16 protein-coding genes are annotated in these 17,148 nt (G+C 65.9%); 7 read left to right on the top strand and 9 right to left on the bottom strand.

Annotated elements, in window-relative coordinates:
- The first annotated feature begins 36 nt into the window (after positions 1 to 36).
- The 4 genes from CFB52_RS02825 to CFB52_RS02810 all read left to right on the top strand — a co-directional run bounded on the left by CFB52_RS02825 (position 37) and on the right by CFB52_RS02810 (position 3,538).
- Complete coding sequence (locus CFB52_RS02825) at positions 37 to 1,446, top strand: zinc-ribbon and DUF3426 domain-containing protein (RefSeq protein WP_099316054.1); 1,410 nt, start codon at positions 37 to 39, stop codon at positions 1,444 to 1,446.
- 71 nt (positions 1,447 to 1,517) lie between these two features.
- Positions 1,518 to 2,021: a thiol peroxidase gene (gene tpx / locus CFB52_RS02820; RefSeq protein WP_050013872.1), complete on the top strand. Its 504-nt coding sequence runs from the start codon at positions 1,518 to 1,520 to the stop codon at positions 2,019 to 2,021.
- An 85-nt stretch (positions 2,022 to 2,106) separates the two neighbouring features.
- The gene (locus CFB52_RS02815) at positions 2,107 to 3,045 is read left to right on the top strand and encodes a carbohydrate kinase family protein (RefSeq protein WP_059580925.1); all 939 of its coding nucleotides are present in this window, start codon (positions 2,107 to 2,109) and stop codon (positions 3,043 to 3,045) included.
- A 19-nt stretch (positions 3,046 to 3,064) separates the two neighbouring features.
- Positions 3,065 to 3,538: a glycine zipper 2TM domain-containing protein gene (locus CFB52_RS02810; protein ID WP_059580922.1), complete on the top strand. Its 474-nt coding sequence runs from the start codon at positions 3,065 to 3,067 to the stop codon at positions 3,536 to 3,538.
- A gap of 242 nt (positions 3,539 to 3,780) precedes the next feature.
- On the opposite strand, the gene CFB52_RS02805 is transcribed toward CFB52_RS02810, so the two are convergent.
- The 7 genes from CFB52_RS02805 to CFB52_RS02765 all read right to left on the bottom strand — a co-directional run bounded on the left by CFB52_RS02805 (position 3,781) and on the right by CFB52_RS02765 (position 11,712).
- Positions 3,781 to 4,428, bottom strand: coding sequence for a histone H1-like DNA-binding protein (locus CFB52_RS02805; protein ID WP_081059044.1), 648 nt, complete (start codon positions 4,426 to 4,428; stop codon positions 3,781 to 3,783).
- Positions 4,429 to 4,456: 28 nt separating this feature from the next.
- Positions 4,457 to 4,783 (bottom strand): hypothetical protein, encoded by a 327-nt coding sequence (locus tag CFB52_RS02800; RefSeq protein WP_081059043.1) that lies wholly within the window; start codon positions 4,781 to 4,783, stop codon positions 4,457 to 4,459.
- An 82-nt stretch (positions 4,784 to 4,865) separates the two neighbouring features.
- Positions 4,866 to 6,077 carry a ribonucleotide-diphosphate reductase subunit beta gene (locus tag CFB52_RS02795; RefSeq protein WP_006476978.1) on the bottom strand — a complete coding sequence of 404 codons (1,212 nt, stop codon included), beginning with the start codon at positions 6,075 to 6,077 and terminating at the stop codon, positions 4,866 to 4,868.
- A gap of 365 nt (positions 6,078 to 6,442) precedes the next feature.
- Positions 6,443 to 9,457: a ribonucleoside-diphosphate reductase subunit alpha gene (locus tag CFB52_RS02785; RefSeq protein ID WP_059580916.1), complete on the bottom strand. Its 3,015-nt coding sequence runs from the start codon at positions 9,455 to 9,457 to the stop codon at positions 6,443 to 6,445.
- Positions 9,458 to 9,909: 452 nt separating this feature from the next.
- On the bottom strand, positions 9,910 to 10,500 hold the full coding sequence (ampD, locus tag CFB52_RS02775) for a 1,6-anhydro-N-acetylmuramyl-L-alanine amidase AmpD (protein WP_059580913.1): 591 nt from the start codon (positions 10,498 to 10,500) through the stop codon (positions 9,910 to 9,912).
- Positions 10,497 to 10,805, bottom strand: a complete 309-nt coding sequence (locus CFB52_RS02770; protein WP_059580911.1) for a PP0621 family protein — start codon at positions 10,803 to 10,805, stop codon at positions 10,497 to 10,499. The genes ampD and CFB52_RS02770 overlap by 4 nt, the downstream gene beginning before the upstream one ends.
- A 13-nt stretch (positions 10,806 to 10,818) precedes the next feature.
- Positions 10,819 to 11,712, bottom strand: a complete 894-nt coding sequence (locus tag CFB52_RS02765) for an inner membrane protein YpjD (RefSeq protein WP_059580909.1) — start codon at positions 11,710 to 11,712, stop codon at positions 10,819 to 10,821.
- Positions 11,713 to 11,801: 89 nt separating this feature from the next.
- Here CFB52_RS02765 and ffh point away from each other — a divergent pair, with 89 nt between their 5' ends.
- The gene (ffh, locus tag CFB52_RS02760) at positions 11,802 to 13,169 is read left to right on the top strand and encodes a signal recognition particle protein (RefSeq protein WP_059580906.1); all 1,368 of its coding nucleotides are present in this window, start codon (positions 11,802 to 11,804) and stop codon (positions 13,167 to 13,169) included.
- Between the two features lie 94 nt (positions 13,170 to 13,263).
- Positions 13,264 to 13,815: a hypoxanthine-guanine phosphoribosyltransferase gene (locus CFB52_RS02755; protein WP_059580903.1), complete on the top strand. Its 552-nt coding sequence runs from the start codon at positions 13,264 to 13,266 to the stop codon at positions 13,813 to 13,815.
- A 92-nt stretch (positions 13,816 to 13,907) separates the two neighbouring features.
- On the opposite strand, the gene CFB52_RS02750 is transcribed toward CFB52_RS02755, so the two are convergent.
- Together CFB52_RS02750 and CFB52_RS02745 are read right to left on the bottom strand one after the other, a co-directional pair.
- On the bottom strand, positions 13,908 to 14,510 hold the full coding sequence (locus CFB52_RS02750; protein WP_059580901.1) for a MarC family protein: 603 nt from the start codon (positions 14,508 to 14,510) through the stop codon (positions 13,908 to 13,910).
- 20 nt (positions 14,511 to 14,530) lie between these two features.
- Positions 14,531 to 16,267 (bottom strand): proline--tRNA ligase, encoded by a 1,737-nt coding sequence (locus CFB52_RS02745; RefSeq protein ID WP_059580899.1) that lies wholly within the window; start codon positions 16,265 to 16,267, stop codon positions 14,531 to 14,533.
- 228 nt (positions 16,268 to 16,495) lie between these two features.
- Here CFB52_RS02745 and CFB52_RS02735 point away from each other — a divergent pair, with 228 nt between their 5' ends.
- A complete protein-coding gene (locus CFB52_RS02735) occupies positions 16,496 to 17,140 on the top strand; it encodes an RNA pyrophosphohydrolase (RefSeq protein ID WP_006496762.1) in 645 nt (214 codons plus the stop codon).
- The last annotated feature ends 8 nt before the right edge of the window (positions 17,141 to 17,148 follow it).

The following is a 17,148-nucleotide window of genomic DNA, read 5'->3' as shown; positions in this document are numbered from 1 at the left end:
GTCCTTCACTCTGGCCAGCAGGCCGCCCGGCTCGACATGCTTCTTGCGACGCGCTGCCCTCATTGCGAAACCGTCTTCCGGCTGCAGCAGGAACAGCTCTCGCTGCACCAGGGGCTCGTGCGCTGCGGGCATTGCCACGAAGTCTTCAACGCCGCCGAATCGCTCGTTCCCGAGTACGCGCGGCAGCCCGAGCCGGCCTTGACCGAACCGGCTGCCGCGCCGCAGGGCGGCGACGCACGCCAGCAGGCCGCCCCGGCTCGGCTGTTCGCCACCGACGCGCCGCCCGAATTGCCGACCGGCGCCGATTACAAGCCGGAAGGCTGGGACATGTGGGCGCCGTGGCTCGACGGCGGCGTCGATCCGTCGCTGCAGCACAGCGCCGAGACCGTGCGCACCGAACCGCTGATACCGCTCTCGCTCCCGTCCACGGAAGCCGGCGTCGTCCACCTGTCGGGTACGCCCGAGCCGTTCGCGTCGTCTCCGGCCGAGCTCGATGCCTCGGCAGCCGTCGAGCAACCGGCCGAACCGCATTCGCCGCAACCGCACGAACCGCAGGAAACCGGGGAAGCCGCGTCGTCGCCCGCGCCCGTCGAGCGCGATCCGCGCGAGCCGCGCTTCGTCGCTCACCTGCCGCCCGAAACGGAAACCGCCGCCGAACCGGTCGAGCCCGTCGTGCCCGCGCACTTCGCGGCGCCCGACGACGAACGCGCGCCGCGCGAACCGCGCTTTGCGTTCAGGCCCGCGCCAGCCGTTACCGAAACCGAAACCGCATCGGAACCCGATACCTTCGCCCGGCACGACAAGGCCCCGACGACAGCAGCGGCCGACGAACCGATCATCCAGCCAGACGTCCAGCCGGCCGTCCAACTGGCCGTCCAACCGGCCGTCCCGTTCCCCGCCGCACCGACCGATGACGATCGTCCACACTTCGCCGTCACGCGCGAGACGCGCGCGCCGCAGCGGCGCGGGATGCTCGGCGGCTTTTTCGGCGGCCTCGTCGCGGCCGCGCTGGTCGCCCTGCTCGCCGCGCAACTGGCGTGGTGGCAGCGCGAAACGCTGATGATCTACTGGCCCGCCACGCAGGGCTGGTTCCGGCAGGCGTGCGCGCCGCTCGGCTGCACGGTCACGCCGCCGCGCGCGATCGACGGATTGCGGCTCGACGCGACCGACCTGCGCCAGCTCGACGGCCCGCGCGAGCTCGAACTCAAGGTGCCGCTGACGAACCGCTACCGCGTCGCGCTCGCGTACCCGTCGCTCGAACTCACGCTGCTCGACGACACCAACCACGTCACCGTGCGTCGCGTGCTCGCGCCGCGCGACTACGTGCGCCCGGGCACGCCGATCGACGCCGGGCTGCCGCCCGGCACGACGCAGACGATGGTCGTCCGCCTCGAAACGAACGGCACGCCGGCCTCGAATTTCCGCGTCCAGATCTTCTATCCGTGACGCGCCGCGGCGCGCTTGCGCGCCCGTCTCAACCCGCGCGCCCGAGCGGCGCGCTATTTCGGAGCACGAACATGAGCAAAGTTACGCTGGGTGGCAACCCGATCGATCTCGCCGGCACGTTCCCGGCCGTCGGCGCGCAAGCCGCCGATTTCAAGCTGGTCGGCAAGGATCTCGCCGATCTGACGCTCGCCAGCTTCGCCGGCAAGCGCAAGGTGCTGAACATCGTGCCGAGCCTCGACACGCCGACCTGCGCGACGTCCACCCGCAAGTTCAACGAAGCCGCGTCGTCGCTCGACAACACGGTCGTGATCGTCGTGTCCGCCGACCTGCCGTTCGCCGCCACGCGCTTCTGCACGACCGAAGGCCTCGCGAACGTCGTGACGGCGTCGACGTTCCGCACCGGCCGCGCATTCGCGAACGCGTACGGCGTCGACGTGACGAGCGGCCCGCTGAACGGCCTGACCGCGCGTGCGGTGGTGGTGCTCGACGCGCAGGACAAGGTGATCCACGCGGAACTCGTCGGCGAAATCAAGGACGAGCCGAACTACGATGCAGCGCTCGCCGCACTGAAGTAAGCTTTCTTCCGCTTTCCCCTGCCGCGCCGCGCCCTTCGCGCGGCGTTGTCGCGCAGGGCCCCTCATTTCTACAGGAACGCACACCTTGGCTACGCTGATTTGCGGCTCGATCGCCTACGACTCCATCATGACCTTCGAAGGGCGGTTCCGCGAGCACATCCTGCCCGACCAGGTGCACCTCATCAACCTGAGCTTCCTCGTGCCGACGATGCGCCGCGAGTTCGGCGGCTGTGCGGGCAACATCGCGTACGCGCTGCACCTGCTCGGCGGCGATGCGCGCATCATGGCCACGATGGGCGCGTTCGACGCGCAGCCGTATCTCGACCGGTTCGACCAACTCGGCCTGCGCCGCGACCATGTGCGCGTGCTGCCCGATACGTACACCGCGCAGGCGATGATCACGACCGATCTCGACAACAACCAGATCACCGCATTCCACCCGGGCGCGATGATGCAGTCGCACCTGAACCATGCGGGCGACGCGCCGGACATCAAGCTCGCGATCGTCGGCCCGGACGGTTTCGACGGAATGGTGCAGCACGTGGAAGAACTCGCCCGCGCCGGTGTGCCGTTCGTGTTCGATCCGGGCCAGGGCCTGCCGCTGTTCGACGGTGCGACGCTGCGCCGCAGCATTGAACTTGCGACCTATGTAGCGGTCAACGACTACGAGGCCAAGCTGGTGAGCGACAAGACGGGATGGTCCGAAGACGAAATCGCCAGCCGGGTCGACGCTCTCGTCATTACGCGCGGCGAGCACGGCGCGACCATCCGCCACAAGCAGGGCACGGAGCAGATTCCGGTCGTGCCGGCCGAGCGCATCGCCGATCCGACCGGCTGCGGCGACGCTTTCCGGGGCGGCTTGCTGTACGGCATCGAGCACGGTCTCGACTGGGCAACCACGGGCCGCCTCGCGAGCCTGTTGGGCTCGCTCAAGATCGCTCATCAAGGGCCCCAGACTTACGTACTGACGCGCGAGGAAATCGACGCACGCTTCGAGACTGCATTCGGTTACAGTCTCAAATGAATATTGTGGGAGAGCAAAGATGTTGACCAGAAAAACCCTCACGCTCGCGGCCATGCTGACGGCCACGCTGACCCTCGCCGGCTGCTTCACGGCACCCGGTTCGGCGGATGTCTATAGCGTCGGCCAGGCGCAGCGCGAACAAACTGTCCGCATGGGCACGGTCGAAAGCGTCCGCGCGGTGCGCATCCAGTCCGACGGCGGCGGCAGCGCGATCGGCACGCTCGGCGGCGGCGCACTCGGTGCGGTCGCGGGCAGCGCGATCGGCGGCGGCAAAGGTTCGATCCTGACGGCGATCGCCGGCGGCCTCGTCGGTGCAGTCGCCGGCAACGCGGTCGGCGAAAACCTCAGCACGGCGAACGGTGTCGAAATCACCGTGCGTCTCGACAACGGCGACCTGCGCTCGATCACGCAGGCAGCGAGCGGCGAAGCGTTCCGCGCCGGCGAGCGCGTACGCCTGCTGTCGAGCGGCGGCGTCACGCGCGTCACGCACTAACCGATATCCTCAGCACGCGGCGCAAGCCGCGGTCGAACGCATGTGCGAAGCCGCGCATGCGTTTTTTTTCGTCCGCCCGTTTTCGTCCGCGCTCGCGTCGGCCCGCCGATCGATGACCCATACGGACGAATACGGACGAAAAAAATCCCGCCACCTGAGCTGAGCCAGATGGCGGGACTGATTGAGTAGCGCTACTCAACCCACGGACACATGAGTGTCCGGGTGATGCTGCTCAGCCGCGATTACGGACGGCTGCCGGTCGGGAACGGCCATGCGGCTGCCGGGTTGAGCGCGGTCTTCACGCCCGATGCCGGCGCAACCGATGCGGTCGACGCGGTCGTTGCCGGCGCGGCCTTCTTCACGACGGCCTTCTTCGGGGCAGCAGCCTTCTTCGCCGGTGCGGCCGCCGTCTTCGCAGGGGCAGCCTTCTTGGCGGGCGCAGCCTTCTTCGCGGCAGCCTTCTTCGCCGGCGCGGCCTTCTTCGCGGCAGCCTTCTTCGCGGGCGCGGCCTTCTTCGCGGCAGCCTTCTTCGCCGGTGCGGCCTTCTTCGCGGCAACCTTCTTCACCGCGACTTTCTTGGCTGCAACCTTCTTCGCGGCGGCCTTCTTGGCCGGTGCTGCCTTCTTTGCAGCAACCTTCTTCACCGCGACCTTCTTCGCTGCGACTTTCTTGGCTGCAACCTTCTTCGTTGCGACCTTCTTGGCTGCGACCTTCTTTGCAGCGGCCTTCTTAGCCGGTGCTGCCTTCTTCGCGGCAACCTTCTTCACCGCGACCTTCTTCGCAGCAACCTTCTTCACCGCGGCCTTCTTCGCCGGAGCAGCAGCCTTCTTCGCAACGGTCTTCTTTGCAGCAACCTTCTTAGCAGCCGGTTTCTTCTTGGCAGTAGCCATGTTGTTCTCCTTCAGGTTCAGATGAGAGTCAGTTCAAACTACACCCTTCGTCAAAACCCGCTTCCCGCGGACGCTGTTCAGGACGTGCGCTTCGAAGCGGGCTATTCATCGGCGTACGCAGATACCGCGCGCTTACGCTAATGAATACGGTATGGCGCGCGTGACCACCCGGCCTCGCGCGCCAAATCAAGTCGGTAGCCGGCGCACCTCGCGCCGCTACCCCTAATCGCTTGATCAAGCGGACCGCCACACGGCCGTCCGCTTTTTCCGGAGGGAAGTTTGCCCATCCCACTGAAGGGTTCGCAAAGTGCCTGTCGTATCGTTGGGCCGCTAAGGCACCGGGCATGCTTTGCATCAGGCGTTCTTGCTCCTAAACCTTGGGCCGGGGCCGAGAGGCCACCGGCTGCTCCATCATGTAACGGGTTCGCTGCTGCGGGTTATTCCCAGGACAGCGCGCCCCCCGTCTGATACTCGATCACACGCGTCTCGAAGAAGTTGCGTTCCTTCTTCAGGTCGATCATCTCGCTCATCCACGGGAACGGGTTTTCCTCGTTCGGGAACAGCGGGTCGAGGCCGATCTGCTGGCAACGGCGGTTGCTGATGAAGCGCAGATAGCTCTTGAACATCGACGCGTTCAAACCCAGCACGCCGCGCGGCATCGTGTCCTCGGCGTAGCGGTATTCGAGTTCGACAGCCTGCTTGAACAGCTCGCGGATCTCGGCGCGGAATTCGGCGGTCCAGAGATGCGGGTTCTCGAGCTTGATCTGGTTGATCAGGTCGATGCCGAAGTTGCAGTGCATCGACTCGTCGCGCAGGATGTACTGATATTGCTCCGCAGCACCCGTCATCTTGTTCTGGCGGCCGAGTGCGAGGATCTGCGTAAACCCGACATAGAAGAACAGGCCTTCCATGATGCAGGCGAACACGATCAACGACTTCAGCAGCTTCTGATCCGCTTCGAGCGTGCCGGTCTTGAAGGCCGGGTCCGTCAGCGTATGAATGAACGGGATCAGGAATTCGTCCTTCGCGCGGATCGACGTGACCTCGTGGTATGCGTTGAAGATCTCGCCTTCGTCGAGGCCGAGCGATTCGACGATGTATTGGTACGCGTGCGTGTGGATCGCTTCCTCGAACGCCTGGCGCAGCAGGAACTGCCGGCACTCGGGCGCCGTGATGTGGCGGTACGTGCCGAGCACGATGTTGTTCGCCGCGAGCGAATCGGCCGTCACGAAGAAGCCGAGGTTGCGCTTCACGATGCGGCGCTCGTCCTCGGTCAGACCGTTCGGGTCCTTCCACAGTGCGATGTCGCGGGACATGTTGATTTCCTGCGGCATCCAGTGGTTCGCGCAACCGGCCAGATACTTTTCCCACGCCCACTTGTACTTGAACGGCACCAGCTGATTGACGTCAGTCTGGCCGTTGATGATGCGCTTGTCGGCGACATTGACCCGCGCTTCCGTACCGCCGGCGGGAACAGCCGATGCTTGCGGCGGCACCGCAAGATCGCCTTCGAAAATGTCACGGACCTGATGGGCGGCAGGCGTTGCAGCCTGCATTCCGACAGCCATCCCGGCGGAGGTGCGCATCGCGTTTTGCTGCGCTCCGCTCGCGGGGGTTACGGCAGTCTTCTCGTCATCCCAGTTGAGCATAAATTCTCACCATCAATTTAGAACGGTTTGTACCATCTTTTCCTGAGCGATAAAAGGGTTCGCTCACGAAAAATCCTTTTTTCGATTCGCGTTGCGACCTCGATACAACACTTTGAGCAACGCATCGTCATTCATGCAGCGCGCGACGTGAGTCGCGCTTGTATCGCGAGGTGCGCTCGACGCGTCGAACGCTGATCGAAACGCGACGTCGTCGGGGCTGTTTCGATCGCTTGTCACTGCCTGCAACGCAGGTGTCGCGTTACAGATTCCTTATCATTTTTTTAGTTGAGAGCGGCGCACACTTCAACCTCGATCGGTCGTCGTGCGCGCCGCCCAGGCCTGCTTCTCAGGTCAGGCGCACTGCGTTACTGGCACGCTTCGCACTCGTCGAAGCCGGGGTCGCCCGGACGCATCGTGCACACCGGACCGTCTGCTTCCACCGGCGCGAGCGCCGGCGCCGCGTTGACCGTACCCGACGATGCAGCGCCGCCTGCCGCACCGAAGCCGCCCGCCGCGCCTTGCGCGCCGCCGCTGCCCGAACCGCCTGCACCGCCGCTGCCCGCACCGCCCGTCGGCACCGCGTTCAGCGCGCCGTGCGCGACCGTCGACTTCTCGACGTGCGTCGCCGCCATCGTGCGGAGGTAGTAGGTCGTCTTCAGGCCGCGCAGCCATGCGAGCTTGTACACCTCGTCGAGCTTCTTGCCCGACGCGCCGCCCATGTAGATGTTCAGCGACTGCGCCTGGTCGATCCACTTCTGGCGACGCGATGCCGCTTCGACCAGCCACGTCGGGTCGACCTCGAACGCGGTCGCGTAGATCGCGCGCAGGTCGGCCGGGATGCGGTCGATGCGCGACAGCATGCCGTCGAAGTACTTCAGGTCGGCGACCATCACTTCGTCCCACAGGCCGCGCTCCTTCAGGTCGCGGACGAGATATTCGTTCACCACCGTGAATTCGCCCGACAGGTTCGACTTCACGTACAGGTTCTGGAAGGTCGGCTCGATACAGGCCGACACGCCGATGATGTTCGAGATCGTCGCCGTCGGCGCGATCGCGACGCAGTTCGAGTTGCGCATGCCGTGCGTGGCGATCCGCGCACGCAGCGTCGTCCAGTCGAGCGATTCCGACGTGTCGACCTCGACGTAGCCGCCGCGCGCTTCCGTCAGCAGCTTCAGCGTGTCCTGCGGGAGGATGCCGCGATCCCACAGCGAGCCGCGGTAGCTCGAGTAGCGGCCGCGCTCCTCGGCCAGCTCGGTCGACGCGTAGTACGCGTAGTAGCAGACGGCTTCCATCGAACGGTCGGCGAACTCGACCGCCGCTTGCGACGCGTACGGCGTGCGCAGCAGGTGCAGGCAGTCCTGGAAGCCCATGATGCCCATGCCGACCGGGCGGTGCTTCAGGTTCGAGTTACGCGCCTTCGGCACCGCGTAGTAGTTGATGTCGATCACGTTGTCGAGCATGCGCATCGCGACGCTGATCGTGCGCTTGAGCTTGTCATGGTCGAGCGCGTAGCTGCCGTCGGCCTGCTTCACCAGGTGGGCGACGAGGTTCACCGAGCCGAGGTTGCACACCGCGATTTCGGTGTCGCTCGTGTTCAGCGTGATTTCCGTGCACAGGTTCGACGAGTGGACGACGCCGACGTGCTGCTGCGGCGAGCGCACGTTGCACGGATCCTTGAACGTGATCCACGGGTGGCCCGTCTCGAACAGCATGCCGAGCATCTTGCGCCAGAGCTGCTGCGCCGGGATCTTCTTGAACAGCTTGATCTCGCCGCGCGCGACCTTGTCTTCGTAAGCCGTGTAAGCCGCCTCGAATTCCGCGCCGAACTTGTCGTGCAGGTCCGGGCAGGTCGACGGCGAGAACAGCGTCCAGTCGGCGCCTTCCATCACGCGCTTCATGAACAGGTCGGGAATCCAGTTCGCCGTGTTCATGTCGTGCGTGCGGCGACGGTCGTCACCGGTGTTCTTGCGCAGCTCCAGGAACTCCTCGATGTCGAGGTGCCACGATTCGAGGTACGCGCAGACCGCGCCCTTGCGCTTGCCGCCCTGGTTCACCGCGACGGCCGTGTCGTTCACGACCTTCAGGAACGGGACCACGCCTTGCGACTTGCCGTTCGTGCCCTTGATATGCGAGCCGAGTGCGCGCACGCGCGTCCAGTCGTTGCCGAGGCCGCCGGCGAACTTCGACAGCAGCGCGTTTTCCTTCAGCGCCTCATAGATGCCGTCGAGATCGTCGGCGACCGTCGTCAGGTAGCACGACGACAGCTGCGAGCGGTGCGTGCCCGAGTTGAACAGCGTCGGCGTCGAGCTCATGAAGTCGAAGCTCGACAGCACGTTGTAGAACTCGATCGCGCGCGTTTCGCGGTCGATCTCGTTCAGCGACAGGCCCATCGCGACGCGCATGAAGAATGCCTGCGGCATTTCGATGCGGGTGCCTTCGACGTGCAGGAAGTAGCGGTCGTACAGCGTCTGCAGGCCGAGGTAGCCGAACTGCAGGTCGCGGTTCGCGTCGAGCGCTTCGCCGAGGCGCTTCAGGTCGAACTGCAGCAGCTTGTCGTCGAGCAGGCCGGCGTCCACGCCGCGCTTCAGGAACTGCGGGAAGTATTCGGCGTAGCGGGTCGACATCTCGGCCTGCACGACTTCCTCGCCGAGGATCTCGCGACGGATCGTGTGCAGCAGGATGCGGGCCGTGACCTGGCTGTATGCCGGATCCTTTTCGATCATCGTGCGCGCCGCGAGGATCGCCGAGTCGTAGACCTGGCTCATCGGCACGCCGTCGTACAGGTTCTTCACCGTCTCCGCGACGATCGGGTCAGGGTTAACCGCAGCGCCGAGGCCGTCGCACGCCGACACGATCAGCGCGCGCAGCGCGTTCAGGTCGAGCGGGCGCGTGACGCCGTTGTCGACGACGTTGATGCCGGTGGTCGACTCGCCGCCCGCTGCCGCCGCTTCCTCGCCCGCATGCTGGCGCTCGAGGTGACGCTTCTCGCGGTACAGCACGTACGCACGCGCGACGTTGTGCTCGCCGCCGCGCATCAGCGCGAGTTCGACCTGATCCTGGATGTCTTCGATATGGAACGTACCGCCGTTCGGGCGGCTGCGCACGAGCGCGCGAACGACGTTGTGCGTCAGTTGCTCGACCTGCTCGCGTACGCGCGCCGATGCCGCGCCCTGCCCGCCATTGACGGCCAGGAAAGCCTTGGTCACCGCGATCGCGATCTTCGAGGGTTCGAACGACACCACGCTGCCGTTGCGGCGGATCACCTTGTAGTCGGCGAACGTGGCCTGCGGCGCGAGCGCCTTCGCGCCCTGTTCGGTCCCGCCGAGCGGACGGCTCGAGGCGCTCTCGTACTGGGACGTCGCGTTGTCGGTGGTTTGCATGTGCAAAGCTCCTGGTGTTGGATGGTGCGGAGAGAACCGCGGATTAAAACGAACGCTGCGCAATGCGGTGCGCGAGCGGTAAGAGGCGAGCGATGCGCCGGGGAAGCCGGTTCGGTCGATGCGCGACAACCCGGCCGGTCGTGTGCTTCGTCATGTGTACCCTGCCCCGTCGATGTTCGCTGCGCTGGTCGCGACGCCCGGACCGCCCGGCCTGACGCGCCGCCTTGAGAACCCTGTCCGCCGACGTTGCCCGCCGGCCGGTGCCGCTCGGGTTTTCCCCTGCGACACACACTATATCTAGTACAGAACCGCTCAACTGGCACCAAGTATAGTGGACATTCGGAGGACGTCCAAACGGATAATTTGCGATAGAGGTCTTGACATCGCTCACGCGCAGACGCGGCAAGGCATTGATCGGAGAAAAAACTTTCTCCGATCAAAAAACCCCGCGATCAGTGCTGACGGAAAGGAAAGTATTCGGCGGAAAAACCGGCATCGCTCGCGAAGCGTTGCCAATCGAAATGCGGGCCCGGGTCGGTCTTGCGGCCCGGCGCGACGTCCGAATGCCCGGCGAACGCATCGACCGGGTAGCGCGCGGCGAGCGCGCGCGAGAGCGCGGCGAGCACCGCGTATTGCGCATCGTCGAACGGCACGTCGTCGGCCCCCTCGAGCTCGATGCCGATCGAGAAGTCGTTGCAGCGCGTGCGGCCGAAGAACTCGGACGAGCCCGCGTGCCATGCGCGCTCGTCGCACGACACGAACTGCACGAGCTCGCCGCCGCGGCGGATCAGGAAATGGGCGGACACGCGCACGCCGCGCAGGTGGCTCTGGTAATAGGGGTGCGCATCGCAGTCGAGACGATTCAGGAACAGCGCCTCGATCGCGTCGCCGCCGAATTCGCCGGGCGGCAGGCTGATGTTGTGGACGACCACGAGCGTCGGCACCGCGCCCGCGGGCCGCGCCTCGAAGTTCGGCGACGGCGCATGGCGCGCTTCGCGCACCCAGCCGTTCGCGTCGACCGACAACACCGGCGCGTCGCTCATCGCGCGTCGCGGCCGTTCACGCGCGCGGCGTGGCGCTGCGCATGCTCGGCGCTGCAGAAGTATTCGCCGCTCGCGGCGATGGCATCGCCCTTCGGCGCATGCACGCCGCACTCGGCGCAGCGCACCATCGGTTCGGGCAGCGAGCGCGCGTCGCCGTTCGGGCGCGCGGCACCGGCGCCGGACGCACCGCCGTTACCGGCGCCGCGACCGCCGCGCGCCTGCGCCTGTTCCTGCGCGTGGCGCAGCTTGCGCGCGAGCCACGAACCCGCGAAGAAGAGAAGAATCAGGAGAAGAATCTGTCGCATCGGAAACCTGCGGTCAAACCACGGAGCGGTGCAGCAGCACCTCGAAAACGAACCGGCTGCCGACATACGCGAGCAGCAGCGCGGCGAACGACACGAGCACCCAGCGCGCGGCCCCGCGGCCACGCCAGCCCGACGTCTTGCGGGCGACCAGCAGGCCGCCGAACATCAGCCACGACAGGATCGCGAACACCGTCTTGTGATCGAGCCGCAACGCGCGCGCGTCGACCTGCTCGCTGAACAGGATGCCCGACGCGAGCGTCAGCGTCAGCAGCACGAAGCCGGCGCCGATCAGGCGGAACAGCAGCTTCTCGAGCGTGAGCAGCGGCGGCAGCGTTTCGAGCCAGCTCGCGATCCAGCCCGTCGAGCCGTCGCGCCCGCCGCTCCTGAGCGACTGCAGACGCCGCTCGACCATCAGCATCAGGATCGCGTGCAGCGCGGCGATCGCGAAGAGGCCGTACGCGATGTTCGCGATCAGGAAATGCAGCTTGAACAGCGGCGCCGCGGCATAGGGCAGCACCCGCACGCCGCCGAATATCAGCGGCAGCAGCGACGCGCCGCACGCGAGCGGCAGCACCAGCAGGCGCAGGCTGTCGAGCGGGAAGAAGAAGCTCTCGATCCAGTAGATGCCGGCGCCGAGCCAGAACATCGCGGACAGCGCGAACGCGAAGCCGAACACCATCGCGTCGTTCGGAAAGATCGTCATGTGCAGCAGCACGCCGTGCGCGACCAGCGCGGCGAACAGCAGCGCGCGGCCGGCCCCGCTCATCCCGGACGCGGCGGACGCCGGGACCGGCACGGCCGGCACGCTCGCGACGAGCGGCGTCGCACCCTGGCGGTGCGCACGCCAGCCTGCGACGGCGAGGCCGCCGTACAGGAATGCGGTGAGGGCATACAGTACAATATCCATGTTCGAAGTTTACACTAGGCCCCCTCCCCGCGACGGCTCCCTTTGTTCGGTTCCGCCGCGCCTTCGGGCCCCACTGTCCATCGCTCCCCATGCTCGACAATCTCACTCAACGGATGGCGCGCGTCGTCAAGACGCTGCGCGGCGAGGCCCGGCTCACCGAGGCGAATACGCAGGAGATGCTCCGCGAGGTGCGTCTCGCGCTGCTGGAAGCCGACGTGTCGCTGCCGGTCGTCCGCGAATTCATCGCCAAGGTCAAGGAAAAGGCGCTCGGCGAAGAAGTGATCAGCAGCCTGTCGCCGGGCCAGGCGCTCGTCGGCGTGGTCCAGAAGGAACTCACCGCCGTGATCGGCGGCGACTACGAAGGCAAGGCCGCCGAGCTGAACCTCGCGGTCACGCCGCCCGCGGTGATCCTGATGGCCGGCCTGCAGGGCGCGGGCAAGACCACGACCGCCGGCAAGCTCGCGAAGCTGCTGCGCGAGAAGTACAAGAAGAAGGTGCTGACCGTGTCGTGCGACGTGTATCGCCCGGCCGCGATCATGCAGCTGAAAACGGTGAGCGAACAGGTCGGCGCCGATTTCTTCCCGTCCACGCCGGACCAGAAGCCCGTCGACATCGCGCTCGCGGCCGTCGACTGGGCGAAGCGCCACTACCATGACGTGCTGATCGTCGACACGGCCGGCCGCCTCGGCATCGACGAGGCGATGATGCAGGAAATCGCCGCGCTGCACGGCGTGCTGAAGCCGGCCGAAACGCTGTTCGTCGTCGACGCGATGCTCGGCCAGGACGCGGTCAACACCGCGAAGGCGTTCAACGACACGCTGCCGCTCACTGGCGTCGTACTCACCAAGCTCGACGGCGACTCGCGCGGCGGCGCCGCGCTGTCGGTGCGGCACATCACGGGCAAGCCGATCAAGTTCGTCGGCGTCGCCGAGAAGCTCGACGGCCTCGAGGTGTTCCACCCCGACCGGATGGCGAACCGGATCCTCGGCATGGGCGACATCCTCGCGCTCGTCGAGGAAGCGCAACGCGGCGTCGATGTCCAGGCCGCGCAGAAGCTCGCCGACAAGGTCAAGAAAGGCGGCGATTTCGACCTGAACGATTTCCGCGCGCAGATCTCGCAGATGAAGAACATGGGCGGCCTGTCGTCGCTGATGGACAAACTGCCCGCGCAGTTCCAGCAGGCGGCGGCCGGTGCCGACATGGGTCAGGCCGAGAAGTCGATCCGCCGGATGGAAGGCATCATCAGTTCGATGACGCCCGCCGAGCGCGCGAAACCCGAAATCATCAAGGCGACGCGCAAGCGCCGCATTGCAGCCGGCGCGGGCGTGCCGGTGCAGGAAGTCAACCGGATGCTGAACCAGTACGACCAGATGCGTACGATGATGAAGAAGCTGAAGGGCGGCAACATGCAGAAGATGATGCGCGGGCTGAAGGGCATGATGCCCGGCATGCGCTGATTTCGCCCGTCGGCCGGCGCGCGGGTTTTTGCCGTAGCGCGCGCCGGCCGTTCTGCTTCATCCTTATTTGTATACCGACTGCCCGCCAGAACACATGAACCGCGAAGAAGCCCTCCACATTTTCGACCACTCCGAAGAGATCGTCTCGGCCGACGCCGTCAACGCGTCGATCTCGAAGATGGCCGACGCGATCCGCGCCGAGATCGGCGACGCGTTCCCGCTCGTTCTCTCGGTGATGGGCGGCGCCGCGGTGTTTACCGGGATGCTGCTGCCGCATCTCGATTTCCCGCTCGAATTCGACTACATCCACCTGACCCGCTACCGCAACACGACGCAGGGCAGCCCGGAGATGCACTGGCGCGTCGCACCGCGCGAATCGGTGAAGGACCGCATCGTGCTCGTACTCGACGACATCCTCGACGAAGGCGAGACGATGGCCGCGATCCGCGACCGCATCCTCGACATGGGCGCGAAGCGCTTCATGTCCGCCGTGCTGTGCGAGAAGACGCTCACGAAGGCGAAACCGCTGCACCCCGACTTCTGCGGCTTCTCGGTGCCGGACCGCTACGTGTTCGGCTGCGGGATGGACGCGAAGGGCTACTGGCGCAACCTGCCGACGATCCGCGCGCTGACCGCGAACGTCTGATCGCCGCGCTGTCCGCCATATACCCGCCATATAAATAGAAAGCGGCGCGCCGGTTGCCCGGAGCGCCGCTTTTTTGTTTCCGCGCCGCCTGCTTATAACTGGTGCGCGAACGCGCGGATGCCGGCCAGCAGCATCTCGACCGAGATCGCGACGAGCACGAGCCCCATCAGCCGCTCGAACGCCGCGACCGTCCGCTCGCCGAGCCACTGCTGGATCCGTTCGGCCAGCACCAGCGTGATCGCGCAGACGAGCATCGTGACCGTCAGCGCGCCGACCCACTCGAGCATCTTGCCGGGCGCCTGCGACGTCATCAGCATCACCGTCGCGAGCGCGGACGGCCCGGCCAGCGCGGGAATCGCGAGCGGCACGATGAACGGCTCGCCACCCGCGCGCGGATCGCTGCCGAGCGCGCCGTCCGGATGCGGGAAAATCATCCGCAGCGCGATCAAGAACAGCACGATCCCGCCGCCGAGCCGCAGCGACAGGTCGGTGAGGCTCATCATCCGCAGAAAGCGATCGCCGACCAGCATGAAGAACAGCAGGATCACGAACGCGATCCCCACTTCGCGCAGGATCAGCTTCACGCGCCGCTCGCGCGGCACATCCCGCATCGCCGAAATGAACAGCGGGATGTTGCCGAGCGGGTCCGTGATCAGCACGAGGAGCACGGTGGCGGACAGGAACGTGTATTCCATCGTGTCCCCGGTCGCCGCGCTCAGTGCGCGAGCGCGGCGCGGATCTTCTCGGCGACCGTCGCCGCGGCCGCGTCGGCCGGCAGCAGCGTCGCTTCGGCGTCGCGGCGGCCCTGGTATTCGACCTTGCCTTCCTTCAGGCCGCGCTCGCCGATCACGAGACGATGCGGCACGCCGATCAGCTCCCAGTCGGCGAACATCACGCCCGGGCGCTCGCCGCGATCGTCGAGGATCACGTCGATGCCGGCGGCGACGAGTTCCGCGTACAGCTTGTCGGCCGTCTCGCGCACCATGTCGCTGCGGTCGTAGCCCATCGGGCACAGCACGACCTCGAACGGCGCGATCGACTCGGGCCAGATGATGCCGCGGTCGTCGAAGTTCTGCTCGATCGCCGCACCCAGGATACGCGTGATACCGACGCCGTAGCAGCCCATCAGCATCGGCTGCGGCTTGCCCGACTCGTCGAGGAACGTCGCGCCCATCGCTTCCGAGTACTTGGTGCCGAGCTGGAACACGTGGCCGACTTCGATGCCGCGGCAGATGTCGATCACGCCCTTGCCGTCCGGCGACGGATCGCCCTTCTTCACGTTGCGCACGTCGGCGACTTCCGGCTCCGGCAGGTCGCGGCCCCAGTTCACGCCCGCGATGTGATAGTCGACCTCGTTCGCGCCGACGACGAAGTCGCTCATGTTCGCGACCGTGCGGTCGGCAATTACCTTCACCGGCTTCTTCGTGCCGACCGGGCCGAGGTAGCCCGGCGGCGTGCCGAACCACTCGACGATTTCCTGCTCGGTCGCGAAGCGGTGGTTCTTCAGGCCCGGCAGCTTCGACACCTTGATCTCGTTCAGATCGTGATCGCCGCGCAGCATCACGAGCCAGATGGTCGGCTCGGCGCCTTCATTGTCGGTCGCGAGCACGATCGACTTGATCGTGCGCTCGAGCGGGATCGACAGCAGTTCGGCGACGGCCTCGCACTTCGCCTTGCCGGGCGTCGCGACCTTTTCCATCGTTTCGGCCGGCGCCGCGCGCTCGGCAATCAGCGGCAGCGCTTCGGCCGCCTCGACGTTCGCCGCGAATTCGGACGTCGGGCAGTACGCGATCGCGTCCTCGCCGGTGTCGGCGATCACGTGAAATTCGTGCGAGAAGTTGCCGCCGATCGAGCCGCTGTCGGCCGCCACCGCGCGGAACTCGAGGCCGAGGCGCGTGAAGATGCGCACGTACGCGTCGTACATCTTGCGGTACGACTCGTTCAGGCCCGCCGCATCCTTGTCGAACGAATACGCGTCCTTCATGATGAATTCGCGGCCGCGCATCACGCCGAAGCGCGGACGGATCTCGTCGCGGAACTTCGTCTGGATCTGGTAGAAGTTCACCGGCATCTGCCGGTAGCTCTTGATCTGGTTGCGCGCGATGTCGGTGACGACTTCCTCGTGCGTCGGCCCGATCACGAAATCGTTGTCCTTGCGGTCCTTGAAGCGCAGCAACTCGGGGCCGTACTGTTCCCAGCGGCCCGATTCCTGCCACAGCTCGGCCGGCTGCACGGCCGGCATCAGCAGCTCGATGGCGCCCGCCCGGTTCATTTCCTCGCGCACGATCGCCTCGACCTTGCGAATCGAACGCAGGCCGACCGGCAGATAGTTGTAGATGCCGCCGGCGACGCGACGGATCATGCCGGCGCGGACCATCAGCTTGTGGCTGACGATCTCTGCGTCGGCGGGTGCCTCTTTCAGGGTGCCGATAAAGAAACGGGAAGCTTTCATGCGGACGGTTCCAAAAACGGCGCCCCCAGGCGGGGCGCCCGAAAAAGTTTCAAGGTGAAAAAGCTGCGCGCGGCGAACAACGAGGGACGACGATGGCGCAGACGACGTAGCAGACTAATCAGGGACAATTCAGCCGGCGTACCCCGCGCGGATTCGCTCCGTCACGGTGCGCAGCGCCCGTTATCTGTTTATAATCAAAGCAATTTTAAAGGATTCGAAGGTGGTTGTATGCTGGATCGTGAAGGCTTTCGCCCGAACGTCGGCATCATCCTCTTGAACGCGCGCAACGAGGTGTTTTGGGGCAAGCGGCTCCGCGAGCATTCCTGGCAGTTTCCTCAAGGTGGGATCAAGTACGGCGAGACCCCCATGCAGGCGATGTACCGGGAACTGCACGAGGAAACGGGCCTGCATCCGGAACACGTCAAGATAATCGGCCGCACTCGCGACTGGTTGCGTTACGAGGTGCCTGACAAGTTCATCAAACGCGAAGTACGCGGTCATTACCGCGGCCAGAAGCAGATCTGGTTCCTGCTGCGGATGGTCGGACGCGATTGCGACATTTGCTTGCGCGCGACCGATCACCCGGAGTTCGATGCGTGGCGCTGGAACGAGTACTGGGTGCCGCTCGATGCGGTGATCGAGTTCAAGCGGGATGTCTATCAGTTGGCGCTGACGGAACTGTCGCGCTTCCTGCGCCGCCCGGCGCAGCGAGCCGAGAAGCCGCGCGGGCCGCGTGTGTCGCGCTATCCGCGCGTCATCGGCGCACAGGCCCAGACGCTGACGATTGTCGACGCATCGGTAGTCTGTTCGGAGATCGAAGTGGAAGCGAGCACGCTCGACGAGATGCCGCCCCGCGTGATCGTCGGCAAATGACGAGTTGG

It is taken from the genome of Burkholderia sp. AU18528 (assembly GCF_002223215.2).
Classification (GTDB): Bacteria; Pseudomonadota; Gammaproteobacteria; order Burkholderiales; family Burkholderiaceae; genus Burkholderia; species Burkholderia semiarida.
The sequence above is the reverse complement of the archived record's forward strand: the minus strand, read 5'-3'. Positions and strand labels throughout refer to the sequence as shown.

Coding starts and splice junctions, on each gene's coding strand:
- CFB52_RS02825 (WP_099316054.1), top strand. CDS start 37: ATGCTTCTTGCGACGCGCTGCCCTCATTGCGAAACCGTCTTCCGGCTG.
- tpx (WP_050013872.1), top strand. CDS start 1,518: ATGAGCAAAGTTACGCTGGGTGGCAACCCGATCGATCTCGCCGGCACG.
- CFB52_RS02810 (WP_059580922.1), top strand. CDS start 3,065: ATGTTGACCAGAAAAACCCTCACGCTCGCGGCCATGCTGACGGCCACG.
- CFB52_RS02805 (WP_081059044.1), bottom strand. CDS start 4,428: ATGGCTACTGCCAAGAAGAAACCGGCTGCTAAGAAGGTTGCTGCAAAG.
- CFB52_RS02800 (WP_081059043.1), bottom strand. CDS start 4,783: ATGCAAAGCATGCCCGGTGCCTTAGCGGCCCAACGATACGACAGGCAC.
- CFB52_RS02795 (WP_006476978.1), bottom strand. CDS start 6,077: ATGCTCAACTGGGATGACGAGAAGACTGCCGTAACCCCCGCGAGCGGA.
- CFB52_RS02785 (WP_059580916.1), bottom strand. CDS start 9,457: ATGCAAACCACCGACAACGCGACGTCCCAGTACGAGAGCGCCTCGAGC.
- ampD (WP_059580913.1), bottom strand. CDS start 10,500: ATGAGCGACGCGCCGGTGTTGTCGGTCGACGCGAACGGCTGGGTGCGC.
- CFB52_RS02770 (WP_059580911.1), bottom strand. CDS start 10,805: ATGCGACAGATTCTTCTCCTGATTCTTCTCTTCTTCGCGGGTTCGTGG.
- CFB52_RS02765 (WP_059580909.1), bottom strand. CDS start 11,712: ATGGATATTGTACTGTATGCCCTCACCGCATTCCTGTACGGCGGCCTC.
- ffh (WP_059580906.1), top strand. CDS start 11,802: ATGCTCGACAATCTCACTCAACGGATGGCGCGCGTCGTCAAGACGCTG.
- CFB52_RS02755 (WP_059580903.1), top strand. CDS start 13,264: ATGAACCGCGAAGAAGCCCTCCACATTTTCGACCACTCCGAAGAGATC.
- CFB52_RS02750 (WP_059580901.1), bottom strand. CDS start 14,510: ATGGAATACACGTTCCTGTCCGCCACCGTGCTCCTCGTGCTGATCACG.
- CFB52_RS02745 (WP_059580899.1), bottom strand. CDS start 16,267: ATGAAAGCTTCCCGTTTCTTTATCGGCACCCTGAAAGAGGCACCCGCC.
- CFB52_RS02735 (WP_006496762.1), top strand. CDS start 16,496: ATGCTGGATCGTGAAGGCTTTCGCCCGAACGTCGGCATCATCCTCTTG.